General features: G+C 62.3%; 18 protein-coding genes. 15 read left to right on the top strand and 3 right to left on the bottom strand.

Annotated elements, in window-relative coordinates; all coding sequences use genetic code 11:
- Nucleotides 1–13 precede the first annotated feature (13 nt).
- From OU993_RS11000 to OU993_RS11065, 14 genes are all read left to right on the top strand, one after another.
- On the top strand, nucleotides 14–1,069 hold the full coding sequence (locus OU993_RS11000; RefSeq protein WP_268156994.1) for a dipeptidase: 1,056 nt from the start codon (nucleotides 14–16) through the stop codon (nucleotides 1,067–1,069).
- Between the two features lie 53 nt (nucleotides 1,070–1,122).
- Nucleotides 1,123–2,763 carry an ABC transporter substrate-binding protein gene (locus OU993_RS11005; protein WP_268157663.1) on the top strand — a complete coding sequence of 547 codons (1,641 nt, stop codon included), beginning with the start codon at nucleotides 1,123–1,125 and terminating at the stop codon, nucleotides 2,761–2,763.
- 39 nt (nucleotides 2,764–2,802) lie between these two features.
- A complete protein-coding gene (locus OU993_RS11010; protein WP_442792947.1) occupies nucleotides 2,803–3,849 on the top strand; it encodes an ABC transporter permease in 1,047 nt (348 codons plus the stop codon).
- Nucleotides 3,846–4,775, top strand: a complete 930-nt coding sequence (locus OU993_RS11015; RefSeq protein WP_268156997.1) for an ABC transporter permease — start codon at nucleotides 3,846–3,848, stop codon at nucleotides 4,773–4,775. The genes OU993_RS11010 and OU993_RS11015 overlap by 4 nt, the downstream gene beginning before the upstream one ends.
- On the top strand, nucleotides 4,772–5,605 hold the full coding sequence (locus tag OU993_RS11020; protein WP_268156999.1) for an ABC transporter ATP-binding protein: 834 nt from the start codon (nucleotides 4,772–4,774) through the stop codon (nucleotides 5,603–5,605). Before OU993_RS11015 ends, OU993_RS11020 begins: the two co-directional genes overlap by 4 nt.
- Nucleotides 5,602–6,354, top strand: coding sequence for an ABC transporter ATP-binding protein (locus OU993_RS11025; protein WP_268157001.1), 753 nt, complete (start codon nucleotides 5,602–5,604; stop codon nucleotides 6,352–6,354). The genes OU993_RS11020 and OU993_RS11025 overlap by 4 nt, the downstream gene beginning before the upstream one ends.
- Before the next feature lie 39 nt (nucleotides 6,355–6,393).
- Nucleotides 6,394–7,323 (top strand): LysR family transcriptional regulator, encoded by a 930-nt coding sequence (locus tag OU993_RS11030; protein WP_268157002.1) that lies wholly within the window; start codon nucleotides 6,394–6,396, stop codon nucleotides 7,321–7,323.
- Between the two features lie 133 nt (nucleotides 7,324–7,456).
- A complete protein-coding gene (locus OU993_RS11035; RefSeq protein ID WP_268157004.1) occupies nucleotides 7,457–8,989 on the top strand; it encodes an ABC transporter substrate-binding protein in 1,533 nt (510 codons plus the stop codon).
- Nucleotides 8,990–9,207: 218 nt separating this feature from the next.
- Nucleotides 9,208–10,158, top strand: a complete 951-nt coding sequence (locus OU993_RS11040; protein WP_268157006.1) for an ABC transporter permease — start codon at nucleotides 9,208–9,210, stop codon at nucleotides 10,156–10,158.
- A complete protein-coding gene (locus OU993_RS11045) occupies nucleotides 10,158–10,976 on the top strand; it encodes an ABC transporter permease (protein WP_268157007.1) in 819 nt (272 codons plus the stop codon). The genes OU993_RS11040 and OU993_RS11045 overlap by 1 nt, the downstream gene beginning before the upstream one ends.
- A 26-nt stretch (nucleotides 10,977–11,002) precedes the next feature.
- Nucleotides 11,003–12,397, top strand: a complete 1,395-nt coding sequence (locus tag OU993_RS11050) for an amidase (protein WP_268157009.1) — start codon at nucleotides 11,003–11,005, stop codon at nucleotides 12,395–12,397.
- 142 nt (nucleotides 12,398–12,539) lie between these two features.
- Complete coding sequence (locus OU993_RS11055; RefSeq protein WP_268157010.1) at nucleotides 12,540–12,866, top strand: DUF883 family protein; 327 nt, start codon at nucleotides 12,540–12,542, stop codon at nucleotides 12,864–12,866.
- Between the two features lie 55 nt (nucleotides 12,867–12,921).
- Nucleotides 12,922–13,314 carry a hypothetical protein gene (locus tag OU993_RS11060; protein ID WP_268157012.1) on the top strand — a complete coding sequence of 131 codons (393 nt, stop codon included), beginning with the start codon at nucleotides 12,922–12,924 and terminating at the stop codon, nucleotides 13,312–13,314.
- 33 nt (nucleotides 13,315–13,347) lie between these two features.
- The gene (locus OU993_RS11065; protein WP_268157015.1) at nucleotides 13,348–13,860 is read left to right on the top strand and encodes a Dps family protein; all 513 of its coding nucleotides are present in this window, start codon (nucleotides 13,348–13,350) and stop codon (nucleotides 13,858–13,860) included.
- A gap of 38 nt (nucleotides 13,861–13,898) precedes the next feature.
- Here OU993_RS11065 and OU993_RS11070 read toward each other — a convergent pair whose 3' ends face one another.
- Complete coding sequence (locus OU993_RS11070) at nucleotides 13,899–14,657, bottom strand: Crp/Fnr family transcriptional regulator (protein ID WP_268157017.1); 759 nt, start codon at nucleotides 14,655–14,657, stop codon at nucleotides 13,899–13,901.
- A 65-nt stretch (nucleotides 14,658–14,722) separates the two neighbouring features.
- Between OU993_RS11070 and OU993_RS11075 the strand changes: the two genes are divergently transcribed.
- Nucleotides 14,723–15,130 (top strand): hypothetical protein, encoded by a 408-nt coding sequence (locus OU993_RS11075; RefSeq protein ID WP_268157018.1) that lies wholly within the window; start codon nucleotides 14,723–14,725, stop codon nucleotides 15,128–15,130.
- On the opposite strand, the gene OU993_RS11080 is transcribed toward OU993_RS11075, so the two are convergent.
- Both OU993_RS11080 and OU993_RS11085 read right to left on the bottom strand, forming a co-directional pair.
- Nucleotides 15,127–15,693, bottom strand: coding sequence for an RNA polymerase sigma factor (locus OU993_RS11080; RefSeq protein ID WP_268157020.1), 567 nt, complete (start codon nucleotides 15,691–15,693; stop codon nucleotides 15,127–15,129). The genes OU993_RS11075 and OU993_RS11080 overlap by 4 nt on opposite strands.
- Nucleotides 15,690–15,872, bottom strand: coding sequence for a NepR family anti-sigma factor (locus OU993_RS11085; RefSeq protein WP_268157665.1), 183 nt, complete (start codon nucleotides 15,870–15,872; stop codon nucleotides 15,690–15,692). The genes OU993_RS11080 and OU993_RS11085 overlap by 4 nt, the downstream gene beginning before the upstream one ends.
- Between the last annotated feature and the right edge of the window lie 158 nt (nucleotides 15,873–16,030).

The following is a 16,030-nucleotide window of genomic DNA, read 5'->3' on the forward strand; positions in this document are numbered from 1 at the left end:
GAAAAGCGTCCCAATGGAATTCGTCTTTGATGGCCACAATGATGTGCTTCTGCGTTTGTGGCGCAATATGCGCAATGGTGCAGACCCGTTGGCGGAGTTCGCCATGGGCACGCGGGAGGGCCATATCGATGGTCCGCGCGCAAAGGCGGGTGGTCTGGCCGGCGGCCTTTGCGCCATCTACATCCCATCGGGTGACCTGATTCTCAAGGAACCGGATGCCAACGGCCATTACCACACGCCACTGGCCTCGCCGTTGGAACGGGCTCCCTCGCTGGATATCGCGATCGAAAAGCTGGCATTGGCCCACCGTCTGGACAAGGCCGGTGCCTGGCGCATCTGTCGCTCGACCGACGAGATCCGCCGGGCGATGGAGGATGGCATCTTTGCCGCGGTCGTGCACATGGAAGGCTGCGAGGCACTGGACGCCGACCTTGCCGCGCTCGAGGTCTTCTATGCGGCCGGCCTGCGCTCGCTCGGGCCGGTCTGGAGCCGCAACAATGCGTTTGGCCATGGCGTGCCCTTCGCCTTTCCGATGTCCCCGGATGCCGGTCCCGGCCTGACGGACCTCGGTTTCGAACTGGTGAGGGCCTGCGACCGGATGGGCATTGCCATCGATCTCGCCCACATCACCGAGAAGGGTTTCTGGGATGTGGCAAAGACCTCCGATGCGCCGCTGATCGCCAGCCATTCCAACGTGCATGCGCTGACCGCCGTTGCCCGCAACCTGACGGACCGGCAGATGGATGCGATCCGCGAACGTCAAGGCATTGTCGGGTTGAACTACGCCGTGACGATGCTTCGGCCGGATGCGCGTGACGATGCCAACACCAGCCTCGACCTGATGGTTCGCCACATCGATTACATGGTTGAACGCATGGGAATCGATTGTGTCGCGCTCGGCTCGGACTTCGATGGCGCCACCGTGCCGCACGACATTGCAGACGCAGCCGGCAATCAGAAACTTGTTGCGGCGCTAAAATACGCGGGCTACGCTTCCGACGATCTCGCAAAGCTGTGCCGGGAAAACTGGCTGAGGGTTCTTTCAAAAACCTGGCACGAGCCGCGTTGACGGACCCACTTTCTACCTGCTCTAAACACAACAAAAACAGGGAACTCATGACCATGATCACCGCGTTCAATCGCAACCTCCGGATTCTGACGACCAGTGCTGCGCTGTCATTGGTCATGCTTTCGGCACCGCACGCCTTTGCCGCGACGCCCGCCGATACGCTGGTGGAAGGTTTTGCCATCGATGACATCATCTCGCTCGATCCGGGCGAGGCCTTCGAACTGTCGACGGCGGAAATCACCGGCAACACCTACAGCAAGCTGGTCTCGATCGACATCAGCGACACGTCGAAGGTCGTGGGCGATCTTGCCGAGAGCTGGTCGACGTCGGAGGATGGCCTCACCTATACGTTCAAGCTGAAGAAGGGCCTGAAATTCGCCTCCGGCAATCCGGTGACGGCGGACGACGTGGCCTTCTCGTTCGAGCGTGCCGTCAAGCTCGACAAGTCGCCGGCCTTCCTGCTCACCCAGTTCGGCCTTAAGGGCGACAACGTGACGGAAAAGGCAAAGGCGACGGATCCGAGCACCTTCGTGCTGACCGTCGACAAGCCCTATGCGCCGAGCTTCGTTCTCAACGTGCTGACCGCAACGGTTGCTTCCGTCGTCGACAAGAAGGCGACGATGGAGAAGGCGAAGGCCGTGACGCCGACCGCCGAATACAAGTGGGACACCGATTTCGGCAACGAGTTCCTGAAGACCGGTTATGCCGGTTCCGGCCCGTACAAGATCCTCGGCTGGAAGGCGAATGAAGCCGTCATCATGGAAGCCAATCCGAACTATTACGGCGAGAAGCCGAAGCTGAAGCGCGTGGTCTACCGCCACATGAAGGAAAGCTCCGGCCAGCGCCTGGCGCTGGAAAACGGTGATATCGACATTGCCCGCAACCTCGAACCCGGCGACATGGATGCCGTGTCGAAGAAGGACGGTCTGGCGATCACCTCGGCCCCGAAGGGCACGGTCTATTACTTCAGCCTCAACCAGAAAAACCCCAACCTGGCGAAGCCGGAAGTGGTCGAAGCCTTCAAGTATCTGGTCGATTACGATGCGATCGGCGCTACGCTGATCAAGGGCATCGGCGAGATCCACCAGACCTTCCTGCCGAAGGGGCAGCTCGGTGCGCTGGATGAGAACCCCTACAAGCTGGACGTGGCCAAGGCCAAGGAACTGCTGGCCAAGGCCGGCCTGAAGGACGGCTTCACCGTCACCATGGACGTGCGCAACACGCAGCCGGTCACGGGCATTGCCGAAAGCGTGCAGCAGACGCTGGCGCAGGCCGGCATCAAGCTCGAGATCATTCCGGGTGACGGCAAGCAGACACTGACCAAGTACCGCGCCCGCCAGCACGACATCTATATCGGCCAGTGGGGTTCGGACTATTTCGACCCGAACTCGAATGCGGAAACCTTCACGATCAACTACGACAACTCGGATGCCGGCAAGAACAAGACGCTGGCCTGGCGCAATGCCTGGGATGTGCCGGAGCTGACGAAGGAAACGCAGTCGGCCCTCATCGAGAAGGACAGCGCCAAGCGCGCCGAGATCTACAAGAGCCTGCAGAAAAAGGTTCTGGAAAGCGGTCCTTTCGTGCTGATCTTCCAGCAGACGGAAGTGGCCGGTTATTCGAAGAAGCTGAAGGGCCTGAAGCTTGGCCCGAGCTTCGACACCAACTTCGTCTACACGATCTCCAAGGATTGATCCGGTCAGGTCATCCCGGTGAGCACGCTTGACACACAAATGAGGGCAGGGCGCGGCAAACGTCGCGCCCGTCAGCGCCTGCGCGCGACCCTCGGTTTCATCGTGACCGTCATCACCACCTTTCTGGGGTTGATGGCGGTGACCTTTTTCATTGGCCGCGTCATCCCCATCGATCCGGCGCTGGCGATCGTGGGCGACCGCGCACCGGCGCATGTGGTGGAGCGTGTGCGCGAGGAACTCGGGCTGAACCTGCCGCTCTGGCAGCAGTTCTTCCTCTACATCCGCGATGCGCTGACCGGAAACTTCGGCACTTCGGTGCTGACCACCAATCCGGTGATGACGGATATTGCCCGCGTCTTTCCGGCGACCATCGAGCTTGCGACGCTCGGCACCCTGATCGGCGCTGTCTTCGGCATTCCGCTCGGCGTGCTGGCCGCAGTCCGTCGCGGCAGTTGGGCGGACCAGATCGTCCGTATCATCGGCCTCATCGGCTATTCTGTGCCGATTTTCTGGCTCGGCCTTCTCGCGCTGCTCGTCTTTTATGCGCGGCTGAACTGGGTCGCCTATCCCGGCCGCATGGATATCGTCTACGAATTCACCTTCACACCGCAGACCGGCTTCTTCCTCATCGATGCCCTGTGGCAACGGCAATGGGATGTGCTGTGGGATCTGTTCCGCCACATCATCCTGCCGGCCTCACTGCTCGGTTATTTTTCGCTTGCCTACATTAGCCGCATGACGCGCTCCTTCATGCTGAACGAGCTTTCCCAGGAATATATCGTCGCGGCGCGCGCCAAGGGGCTGTCGGAAACCCGGATCATCTGGTTCCACGCGCTGCGCAATGCCGCGGTGCCGCTGGTGACGGTCATCGCGCTGTCTTATGCCGGCCTGCTGGAAGGGTCTGTCCTGACGGAAACCATCTTCTCCTGGCCGGGATTGGGACTCTACATCACCAATTCGCTGCAGAATGCCGACATGAATGCCGTCCTCGGCGGCACCATCGTCATCGGTGTCGTGTTCATCGGCATCAACCTGTTTTCCGATGCGCTGTACCGCACGCTTGACCCGAGGACCCGCAGCCGATGAACACGCTTGCTGATCCGAAGCCCTACAGCCGGGATTGGCTGCTCTCCGATCGTCCGACCTCCCGCCGGCAGGCGCGGTTGGGCCGTGCCTATGTCATCTGGCGGCGGTTTTCCGAAAATCGGCTTGCGCTGATGGGCCTCTGCATCATCCTGGGGCTGCTGTTCGTTGCCCTGTTTGCCGATGTGCTGGCGCCGCATAACCCCGTCCAGGGCGATCTGCGCAATGCCCGGCTTCTGCCCCCCGGCACGGCCGGTTACTGGCTCGGCACCGACGATCAGGGCCGCGACATTCTCTCGCGCCTGATCCACGGTTCGCGGCTGACGCTGATGGTCGTCGTTCTGGTGGCGATCATTGCCGCCCCCATCGGCCTCATCGTCGGCACGGTTTCCGGTTATGCCGGCGGCTGGGTGGATGCGATCCTGATGCGCATCACCGATATCTTTCTCGCCTTTCCGAAGCTCGTTCTGGCTCTCGCGCTGGTGGCCGCACTCGGGCCCGGCATCGAGAACGCGATCCTCGCGATTGCCGTGACCTCCTGGCCGCCTTATGCCCGCATCGCACGGGCCGAGACGTTGACCTTCCGCAATTCGGAATTCATCTCTGCGGTGAAGCTGATGGGGGCGTCGCCCTTCCGCATCGTGCTGCGCCATGTGATGCCGCTCTGCACCTCCTCGCTGATCGTGCGCGTCACGCTCGATATGGCTGGCATCATCCTGACGGCTGCGGGCCTTGGTTTCCTCGGGCTCGGCGCCCAGCCGCCGCTTCCCGAATGGGGCGCGATGATCGCCTCCGGGCGCCGCTTCATCCTCGACCAGTGGTGGGTGGCCGCCATGCCGGGTTTTGCGATCCTCATCGTCAGCCTCGGCTTCAACCTGCTGGGTGATGGTCTGCGTGATGCGCTCGATCCGAAGGAGGCCGGACAATGACCCCGCTTCTGACGGTCGATGACCTGCGCGTTTCCTTTCCCACCCGCACCGGCACGGTGGAGGCGGTGCGCGGTGTGTCGTTTACGCTCGGCAAGGAAAGGCTCGGCATTGTCGGCGAGTCCGGCTCCGGCAAGTCGCAGACGGGCCGCGCCATCATGGGGCTCACACCCGGCCACGCGAAGATCACCGCAAAGACACTGAATTTTGACGGTATCGACCTTTTGTCGGCCTCTGCCGCCAAACGCCGAAGCCTGCGCGGCAAGCGGGTGGCGATGATCCTGCAGGACCCGAAATATTCGCTGAACCCGGTGATGCCGATCGGCCGGCAAATCATCGAAACCCTGAAGACACATGAGAACGTCTCATCGCGGGAAGGGCGGGAGCGGGCGCTTGCCATGCTGGAGGCGGTGCAGATCCACGATCCGGAGCGTGTTTTCGATCTTTATCCGCACGAGGTCTCGGGCGGCATGGGCCAGCGCATCATGATCGCCATGATGCTGGTCTGCGGACCGGAACTTTTGATCGCCGACGAACCGACCTCGGCGCTCGATGTGACGGTGCAGCTCGAAGTGCTCGCCATTCTCGACCGGCTGGTGGCCGAACGTGGCATGGGCCTGATCTTCATCAGCCATGATTTGCGGCTTGTCTCCTCCTTCTGCGACCGCGTTCTCGTGATGTATGCCGGTCGGGTGGTGGAGGAACTGCCCTCTGCCAATCTCGCTGCGGCCCAACATCCCTATACGCAAGGACTTTTGAATTGCCTGCCGACGATCGGCTCCCATCGCCATCCCCTGCCGGTTCTGGAGCGCAAGCCGGAGTGGGCCCTATGACGCGTGAGGTTCTCTCCGTCCGCGACATGGTCGTGGTCTTTGATGAGTTCGTGGCGCTGAACGGCGTCAGCATGAGCGTGGCCGAGGGTGAATCCTTCGGCCTCGTCGGCGAATCCGGTTCCGGCAAGTCCACCCTGCTGCGTGCCGTTGCCGGCCTCAACGTCTTCGAAAGCGGGACCCTGACGGTCTCCGGCAAGCGGTATGAAGGTCACCGGCGCGATCGGGATTTCTATCGTACCGTCCAGATGGTGTTCCAGGATCCCTACGGGTCGCTGCATCCGCGCCAGACGGTGGACCGGCTGCTGCTGGAGCCTTTGGCAATCCACGGTTTTACGGATGTCGACGCCCGCATCGCCCGCGCGCTCGACGAGGTGGGCCTGGGCTCCGGTTTCCGGTTCCGCTATTCGCACCAGCTCTCCGGTGGCCAGCGCCAGCGCATCGCGATTGCCCGGGCGCTGATCCTGGAACCGAAAATCCTGCTGCTCGATGAGCCGACCTCGGCGCTCGATGCCTCGATCCAGGCGGAGATCCTCAACCTACTGGAACAGGCGCGCAAGGATCGCGGCCTCACCTTCGTGATGGTCAGCCACGACCTTGGCGTCGTCTCCCACATGTGCGACCGGCTGGCGGTGATGCGCAAGGGCGAAATGGTCGAGACCGTGTCCGTCGAGGCTCTGGAAAAGCGTGCCTTTTCGCAGGATTATACGCGCCAGCTGCTGGTGGCGAGCGAAGGCTTTCGCCGGACCTGACGACACCGGTGGCGAACCTCTCACCCTTCAGGACTTTTCATGCAGCTTCGTGCCCTCATGTATTTCGACGAGCTCGTGCGCACCAATTCGATGCGCGCGGCCGCCGAAAACCTCAACGTGGCTCCGACCGCCGTCAGCCGGCAGATCGAGAATCTCGAGCATTATTTCGGCACGGCGCTCGTGGAGCGGTCGAACCGCGGCATCAAGCTGACGGCGGCGGGCGAACTTCTCGCGGCCCGCGCCGGGCGCACCTTTCGCGAGCTGGAACATGTGCACCAGTTGATCGATGACCTGCAGGGCCTGCAGCGGGGTCGGGTGGTGATCTATGCGAATGGCGCGACGGTTGCCAATCTGCTCGCGCCGGTGCTCGCACAGTTCTCGCTGCGGTATCCGAAGCTGCGTTTCGAGGTGATGATCACCAGCGCCCGCCAGGCCATCGAGGCACTGGCGGCGGCGGAGGCCGATCTGGTGGTCACCCTGTTTGCCACCAAGATGCCAGGTGTGAAGGTACGGCTGCGCTCGGAAATCACCTATGACGTGATCACCTGGGCCAGCCATCCGGCAGCGGAGCGACCGGAGATAACGTTGAAGGAAATCGCGGCGTTGCCGCTCGCCCTGCCGGACAAGAGCTTTGGTGCGCGGCAGGCGTTTGAGGAACAGTTCGCCAAGATCGGCGTGGAGCTTGATCCGGTCTTTGTCACCGGCTCGCTGGAAATGCTGAAGGAACTCGTGCTGCAGCAGGCGGCGGTGACGCTTCTTCCGGCGCTGGCCGTGCAGCGTGAGATACAATCCGGCATGATGGCGGCGATCCCGGTGGCCGCCGGCAAGGGCGTGCGCACCGCGATCGACCTCTGTGTGGCGCCCGACCGACAGCTCTCTTTTGCCGCCGGTAAGCTGGTGGATTTCATCGAAGGTTTCATGCGCGGCGCCGACCGGCCGAAGCCACGTAAACCGAAGAATTCCGTGTAGCGATTTCGGCTACACAGAGAACACAAAAATGGTAATTGTGTGTGCGCCTGCGAAGTGCCACTCTCTTCGCATAACCACGCCTCGCCAGGGATTTTCGCCGCCCGGTGACGCGAAAACAAGGGGAATGCCACACATGGGAAGCCAATTCCTTTCCGCAACCACCGCGCTGACGCGCCGGGCCGTGTTTGGCCTTGCCATGGCCGCGGGTCTGGTGCTTGCAACGCAGATGCCGGCAGAGGCCGCGCCGAAGACCGGTCTTACGCTCGGCATGGCGGTGGAGCCGACCGGCCTTGATCCGACGATTGCCGCACCCGTTGCCATTGGTCAGGTGACCTGGCAGAACATTTTCGAAGGCCTCACCACCATCGACCGCAATGGCAAGGTACAGCCGCAGCTCGCCGAAAGCTGGACGATCTCGCCGGACGGGTTGACCTATACCTTCAAGCTGCGCCAGGGCGTGACCTTCCACAATGGCGAGGCCTTCGATTCCTCGGTGGCGAAATTCTCCATCGACCGGGCGCGCGGCGCCGATTCCGTCAACCCGCAGAAGCGTTATTTCGCCTCGATCGATACGGTCGAGACGCCGGATGCCACGACGCTGGTGCTGAAGCTGAAGCAGCCGGCCGGCAGCCTGCTCTACTGGCTGGGCTGGCCGTCCTCCTCCATCGTCGCGCCGAAATCGGCTGCCGACAACAAGACGACGCCGATCGGCACCGGGCCGTTCAAGTTCGTCAGCTGGACCAAGGGTGCCTCCGTCGAGCTGGCCCGTAACCCGGATTACTGGAACAAGGCGGGTGCCGCGAAGCTCGAAAAGGCGACCTTCCGTTTCATTGCCGATCCGCAGGCGCAGGCGGCTGCCTTGAAGGCCGGTGATGTCGATGCCTTCCCGGAATTCGGCGCGCCGGAACTGATCGAAAGCCTGAAGACGGATGCGCGGCTTGCCACCGTCATCGGCAATACCGAACTCAAGGTCGTGGCCGGCATGAATAATGCCAAAAAGCCGTTCGACGACAAACGCGTGCGCCAGGCGCTGATGATGGCAGTGGACCGCCAGGCGGTGGTCGACGGCGCCTGGTCCGGTTTCGGCACGCCGATCGGCAGCCACTACACGCCGAACGACCGCGGTTATGTGGATCTGACGGGCACCTATCCCTATGATCCGCAAAAGGCGAAGGCGCTGCTGGCCGAAGCCGGTTACCCGAACGGTTTCTCCTTCACCATGAAGGCGCCGCAGATGGCCTATGCCCAGCGTTCCTCGCAGATCCTGCAGGCGATGCTGGCGGAAGTCGGCGTGACGATGACGATCGAGACCACCGAATTCCCGGCAAAATGGGTGGCCGACGTCTTCAAGGGCGGCAATTTCGACATGACCATCGTGGCGCATGCCGAACCGATGGACATCGATATCTATGCCCGCGACCCCTACTACTTCGCCTACAAGAACCCGGCCTTCAACGAGCTCCTGAAGAAGGTCGAAGCCACCTCCGACGCGGCCGAGCAGGAAAAGCTCTACGGCGAGGCGCAGAAGATCCTCGCGACCGACGTTCCGGCGCTCTACCTCTTCGTCATGCCGAAGCTCGGTGTGTGGGACAAGAAGGTGGCCGGGCTCTGGGAAAACGAACCGATCCCGTCGAACGTGCTCTCCGAGGTGCACTGGACGGAGTGAGGCGCTTGCGCGCTAATCCCCTCCCCACAAGGGGGAGGGGCTTACCCTGCCCCGAGCGAGCCCGATAGGCTGGGCGAGCCGTTGCCTCTGGTGGTCTCCCCCCTTGTGGGGGAGATGGCCGGCAGGCCAGAGGGGGTCTGACCCCCGTCCTCGAATTTCATTGCATGCCGGTTGCCGGCACTTCATCCTTCGCTCTTGCGAGCCAGAAGGCACAGGACATGATTGCGCTTATTTTTCGCCGGTTTGCCGGTCTTATCGTCACATTGCTCCTGGTCTCCGCCATCATCTTCGCGGTCATGGATCTTTTGCCGGGTGATCCGGCCTCCGTCATTCTCGGAACGTCCGCGAGCCCCGATACGTTGGCCGCACTGCAGAAGGAGATGGGTCTCGATCGCCCGCTCGTCGTGCGTTACGTCGCCTGGCTCGGTGGGGTGCTGCAGGGCGATCTCGGCCGCTCCTATACCTATGGCGTGCCGGTGGCCGGGCTGATTGCCGAACGATTGGCCGTGACGGTGCCGCTGGCGCTGATGGCGGTTGTGCTCTCCATCGCGCTGGCCATTCCGCTCGGCGTCCAGGCGGCGCGGCATCAGAACGGCGCCTGGGACGTGTTCTCCGGCCTCTTTTCGCATGTCAGCATTGCGGTTCCTGCCTTCTGGGTCGGGTTGCTGCTGATCATCCTGTTCTCCACCACGCTCGGCTGGCTGCCGGCCGGCGGTTTTCCCGGCTGGGATGCCGGCGCCGCCGAGAGCTTCAAGGCGCTGTTCCTGCCGGCGGTAGCGCTGGCTTTGCCGCAGGCGGGTGTCCTGATGCGCGTTACCCGTTCCGCCGTGCTGGAGGTGATGAACGAGGATTTCGTCCGCACCGCCCGAGCAAAGGGATTGTCGGAGCAGACAGCGCTTTGGCGGCATGCCGTGCCGAATGCACTGATCCCGGTCGTCACCATGCTCGGCCTGCAATTCACCTTCCTCATTGCCGGTGCCGTGCTGGTGGAAAATGTCTTCAATCTGCCGGGCCTCGGTCGGCTTGCCTACCAGGCCCTTTCACAGCGCGATGTCGTCGTCATGCAGGATGTCGTGCTGTTCTTTTCCGGTCTTGTGATCCTCATGAATTTCCTCGTTGATCTTGCCTATCTCGTCATCGATCCCCGGCTTCGGGCGGGAGTGCGCTGATGAGCTTCCTTCTGCGCCGTCCCATTTTCTCGATCGGCCTTGTGATCACGTTGACACTGGTTGCCATCGCGCTCGTTTCTCTCGTCTGGACGCCACTGCCGCCGACAAAGATGCAGATCGTCCATCGCCTGAAGCCGCCGATGGCGCAGGGCCTGCTCGGCACGGACCAGTTCGGCCGTGACGTCGCCTCCATGCTGATGGTGGGTGCCTGGAACTCGCTCTCCACCTCGCTTTTGGCGGTGGCGATCGGCGCCACGCTCGGCACCGGTGTCGGCGTCATCGTCGCGGCGATCCGCGGGCTGACGGAAAGCGTCGTCATGCGCATCTGCGACATCATCTTCGCCGTGCCGCCCATTCTGTCGGCCATGCTGCTCGGGGCCTTCATCGGCTCCGGCCGCTTCACGGCGATCATCGCTATCGCGGTCTTCATGGTGCCGGTCTTTGCCCGGCTGATGCTCGGGGCCGCCCAGCAGATCTGGACGCGCGATTACGTGACGGCGGCCATCGGCATGGGGCGCAACCGGGCGAAGATTACCATCGTGCATGTGCTGCCGAACATTGCCAACCAGATCATCGTGCAGGTGACGATCCAGCTGGGTCTCGCGATCCTGACGGAGGCGGGCCTCAGTTTCCTCGGTCTCGGCATGCCGCCGCCGGCGCCCACCTGGGGCCGCATGCTCTCGGATGCGCAGACCTTTCTCGGCCAGGCGCCCTGGCTGGCGCTCTTGCCCGGTCTTGCCATCGCGCTTGCCGTCATGGGCCTCAACATGCTGGGCGACGGCTTGCGCGACCTGCTCGATCCCCGTGACCAATCCTGATTTTTCACCAGAACGAAGACATCGCCATGAATGAATTGCTGACACTGACCATCCGGCAGGTCCGGGATCTCTATGCCCGCAAAAGCCTTTCGCCGCTCGAATACTGGCAGGCGGTGGAGGAGCGGATCGACGCCTTCGAACCTTATGTGCAGGCACTCTATCTCTACGATCCGGAAAACGCCCGCGCCCAGGCGAAGGCCTCGACCGAGCGCTGGCAGAAAGGCGAGACGCTCGGCATCCTCGACGGCATTCCGGTGACGCTGAAGGAACTGATTGCCACCAAGGGTGATCCGGTGCCGCTTGGCACGAAGGCGGTCGAACTGGTCCCGGCGGCGGAGGATGCGCCGATTGCCGCCCGCTGCCGCGAGGATGGGGCGGTAATCTTCGCCAAGACCACTTGCCCGGATTACGGCATGCTCTCCTCCGGCCTCTCCAGTTTTCACAAGCTCAGCCGTAACCCGTGGGATCTGAGCCAGAATCCCGGCGGATCGAGTGCCGGGGCCTCTGCGGCGGCAGCCGCCGGTTTCGGCCCTCTGCATATTGGCACCGATATCGGCGGTTCGGTGCGGCTTCCAGCCGGCTGGACCGGCATTTTCGGCTTCAAGCCCAGCCAGGGCCGCATTCCGGTCGATCCCTATTATGTTGGCCGTTGTGCCGGTCCAATGACGCGTTTCGTCGAGGATGCGGCGCTGTCCATGGAGCCGCTGTCGCGGACCGATTGGCGCGACGGCACCTCGCTGCCGCCGAATGCCTTCGACTGGCTGGATCTCGACATCGACGTACGCGGCCTGAAAATCGGCCTGATGCTGGATGCGGGGACCGGACTTGCGGCGGAAGACGAGGTGAAGGAGGCGGTGATGGCGGCAGCGCGCCTCTTCGAACAGGCGGGCGCCGAGATCGTGCCCGTCGGGCCGGTCATCACCCGGGCGATGCTCGACGGGCTCGACAATTTCTGGCGTGCGCGCTTCTGGGGCGATATTGCCGGCATGGACGAGGAACGCCAGAGCCTCATCCTGCCTTATATCTTCGACTGGGCAAAGGGTGGCGCGCATGTCTCCGGTGTCGATGCGGTGCGTGGCTTCAACCAGACGATCGAGATGCGCAAGACCTGCGGAAAACTGTTCACCACTGTCGATGCGGTGATCTCGCCCACCAATCCGGTCGTCTCCTATCCGGCGGACTGGGCGTCGCCGACCAATGATCCGGCCGCCCCCTTCGAACATATCGCCTTCACCGTACCCTGGAACATGTCGGAACAGCCGGCCTCCTCCATCAATTGTGGTTTCTCCAAGAGCGGCATGCCGATCGGGCTCCAGATCGTCGGCCCTCGTTATGCCGATCCCTTCGTGTTGAAACTGTCGAAGGCGTTCGAGACCTGGAGCGGCGGCGTGGCGCGCTGGCCCGAACCGCCGAAGGGTTGATTTCCCTCAACGATCGGACCCTTCTCCCGCGCTATGGAACAAAACTGCGCGATCCTCGTTGACCCGGCGAATGTGCGGCGGGTGGACGGCCCGCGCTCCCCAGCCGGTTCCGAAACCGGCCCTGTTCCTCAAGGAGAACGTGATGTCGATGAATTCGCCGAATGATTTTTCGCGGTCCGGTTCGCAGGCTGATGTCGAGCGCCAGCTGCAGCAGTTGCGGGAAGACATCGCAGCGCTCGCGAAGGCGGTGGCCGCAGCGGGATCGAACAAGGCGGATGACCTGAAGTCCAAGGCAAAACGCGCTTCCAACGATGCGATGGATGCCTCCGCCCAGATGATGGACGCCGCCCGTGCGCAGGCCATGTCGATGGAGAAGGACCTGGAACGCCAGATCCGCACGAAGCCGCTGCAGGCTGTGGCAATCGCCGCCGGCCTCGGCTTCCTGTTTGCCCTTTTGTCGCGCCGTTAACATGGCGCGGCTTCTGCCCATGCTGGCATCGCTCTTATCGGTGGATGTCAGCCTGATGGTTCAGCGGACGCGTCGCAACGTCGTTCTTTATGCGATTGCTGCACTTTTCCTCCTCACCGCCTATGGGGCAGGGGTTGGAGCGCTCGCCGTCTGGCTGACCTCGATGATGAGCGCTGCGGCAGCGCTCGGTGTCGTTGCCGCGCTGTCGCTGTCGATCGCTCTTGTTGTTCTCCTCGTCGTGATGGTGAAGAACCGGGCGGACGAGCGTCGCCGGCGCGAGGCTGCGGCCAACAACCGGGCGCTCTTGATGACGACAGCGGTCTCGCTGCTGCCGGTCATGATGAAATCGCGGCCACTGATGGCGGCGGCCGTCACAGGCGGCATTGCGCTTTTTGCGCTGCGTATGCTGGGCGGCTCCGGGGATGAGACCGGAGCGCCCGACGCCTGACTTTCTCGAACATCTCAAAAAAGGAGACCGACCATGGCACAAGCTTCCGCTGTCCTGAAGCCGAAATCCCACGACGAGAACATCAATATCGGGCTTGCGAAGGCCTATCGCGAAGACATGGCCGAAAGCCTGTCGCAGATTCTCGCGGCCACCTACCGGCTGACCATCAAGAGCCATGTCTACCATTGGAACGTGGTCGGCCCGCTCTTCAAGCCGCTACACGAACTGACCGAAGAGCATTACAGCGCGCTGTTCGAGGCAGCCGACATCATTGCGGAACGCATCCGCGCGCTCGGTCACCTGGCACCGGCCTCGCTTGGCGAAGCGGCGGGTTTTGCGCCGAAGGCGGGCGATGTCGGCAAGTTCACGGCCGTCTCGATGGTCAATGATCTGGTGGCCGATCATGAAGCGGCCGTGAAGACCATGCGAAAGGCCGCCGAACAGGCCGACGAGGCGGGTGATGTCGTGACTGCCGACATGCTGACCGACCGGCTGACCTTCCACGAAAAGGCCTTGTGGATGCTGCGCGCCATCATCGCCGAATAACCTACGCGATTTGCATCAACCGTTTCCGCGGCGCTCCTTCAGATGAAGGGGCGCCGTTCTTCGTTGAGCGGCTGCCAGCCGGCAATCGATTGCAGACGTTCGCGATTGAGCACTTCCGATCCCCGATCCAGCCAGCGCACGGCGCCCATATCGGCAAGCTTGCGCAGCGTCTTGTTCGTGTGCACGAGGGAGAGGCCGAGCGTGTCGGCTACATGTTGCTGCGTGAGCGGCAGGATCGTCGATCCTTCGTCACCAAAGACGCCCGTCGAATAGGCGCGGTAGTCGAGGAAGGAGAGGAGATAGGCCGCCCGCTCCAGCGCCGTGCGGCGCCCGATGCTGAGGAGATGTTCGTCCAGCATGGATTCCTCGCGGGAGGCAATCCAGGTAAGATCATAGGCAAGCGACGGGTGATTGCGAAACAGCGTCGCCAGCTTCTCGCGCTCGAAGATGCAGAGCGTCACCCGCGTCAGCGCCTCGACCGAATGCTGCATTTCCTTCATCAGGTTGCCCTGCAGGCCGACGAGATCGCCGGGCAGGATATAGTTGAGGATCTGGCGGCGTCCGTCTTCCAGGATCTTATAGCGGAAGCTCCAGCCGGCAAGCGCCGTATAAAGCTGCGGATGCTCCTCGCCTTCGGAAATGATCGTGGCGCCCGGATCGACTGCCAGCTCGCCAAACTTGAAGCTGCTGACGAAGGCCAGCTGGTTCTCGGTAAAATCCCGGAATTTTTCGCGCCGGCGCAACGGACAGAATTCGCAGGGAACCCTTGGTGGTATCAGTGGTTTGAGAGCTACCATCGTTGATGCGACCTTTGACTGTCCTTGCAAGTTTGGGCCGATGTTATGTCTTTTTTAAATGACCGGTGTCGGCCAAGCTGGTCTACGCCTTCTCAGAAGTGTCAACGCAGGGCAGTCTGTTGCGGATCCTCATCATCGATGTCGAATATCTTGTCGCACTGGAGGCGGAACAGGTCCTGACGGACACGACGGGCGCCTCGATCGAAATCGTCATGCCACGCGATGCGCCGGATGTGCTTTGCGCACGGGCCTTCGACCTCATTCTGGCGGACGCTTCGCTGGCTGGCGGTGCCGCCGGCGCTGGGCTCCGGCGGCATCATGAGGCGGGCGGTCCGATCATCTTTTCTTCCGTCAATCGCGCCCATCTGGCTGGGGTTCCCGGCTTTGCAGGCGCAGCCGTCATCTCCAAGCCGTTCGATGATGAACTGCTCGTGATGCTGGTTCGCAAAATTCTGAAGAACGGAGAAGATTAGCTGCCGAAGGCGCGGGCGGTGATGGCCGCGTCACCGGGATCCGGGCCGTAATCGCTTTCGCCGGCAACACCGAGCATTTCCTGAAGACGCGTGCGGGCGCGCGACACGCGGCTCTTGATCGTTCCGACTGCGCAGCCGCAGATCGTGGCAGCTTCCTCATAGGCAAAACCGGCAGCGCCGACCAGGATGATCGCTTCACGCTGATCGTCCGGCAGCATGTCGAGTGCCTTGCGGAAGTCCTGCAGGTCCAGCCGACCGTATTGTTCCGGGTGAACGGAGAAACGCTCGCTGAACAGGCCGTCGCTGTCCTGCACTTCCCGGCCGCGCTTGCGCATCTGGCTGTAGAACTCGTTGCGCAGGATGGTGAAGAGCCAGGCGCGCATGTTGGTTCCGGCCGTAAAGCTGGTCTGGTTCGCCCAGGCCTTCATGATCGTGTCCTGAACCAGGTCATCCGCCTTGTCGTGACGGCCGGTCAGGGAGACGGCGAAGGCGCGCAGGTTTGGCAAGGATGCCAACAGGTCGCGCTTGAAGGCGCGATTGACGTCGTCCTCGGTCGTTGTCATTTCGCATTCACCGACTTTGCTCGTTTCTCGGCTTCCTCAAGGCGTTCCAGAAGCTCAAGAAAGCGATCCGGAATACCTTCCTCCTGAACAGCGTCGTAGAATTCGCGCAGCTTACGCGAAATCGACGCATTCGGAGCCGTGGTGCCCGGCCGGATTGTGTTCGATTGTGCTGTGTTCATCTTGTCTTTTTTTCTGGTTTCGTCGTCACTCATCACTCAGGCTGCCCAATACCGTCTTGTTCGGAGAATGCTCGGGATCAAAAAAAGTTCCCGATGGGCGGAACTTTTTTTCTTCGTTATTGTTGATACCACGTTCATTGCCCGCAGGGCATCAGGGG

This window comes from Rhizobium sp. SL86 (assembly GCF_026672545.1).
Taxonomy (GTDB): Bacteria; Pseudomonadota; Alphaproteobacteria; order Rhizobiales; family Rhizobiaceae; genus Neorhizobium.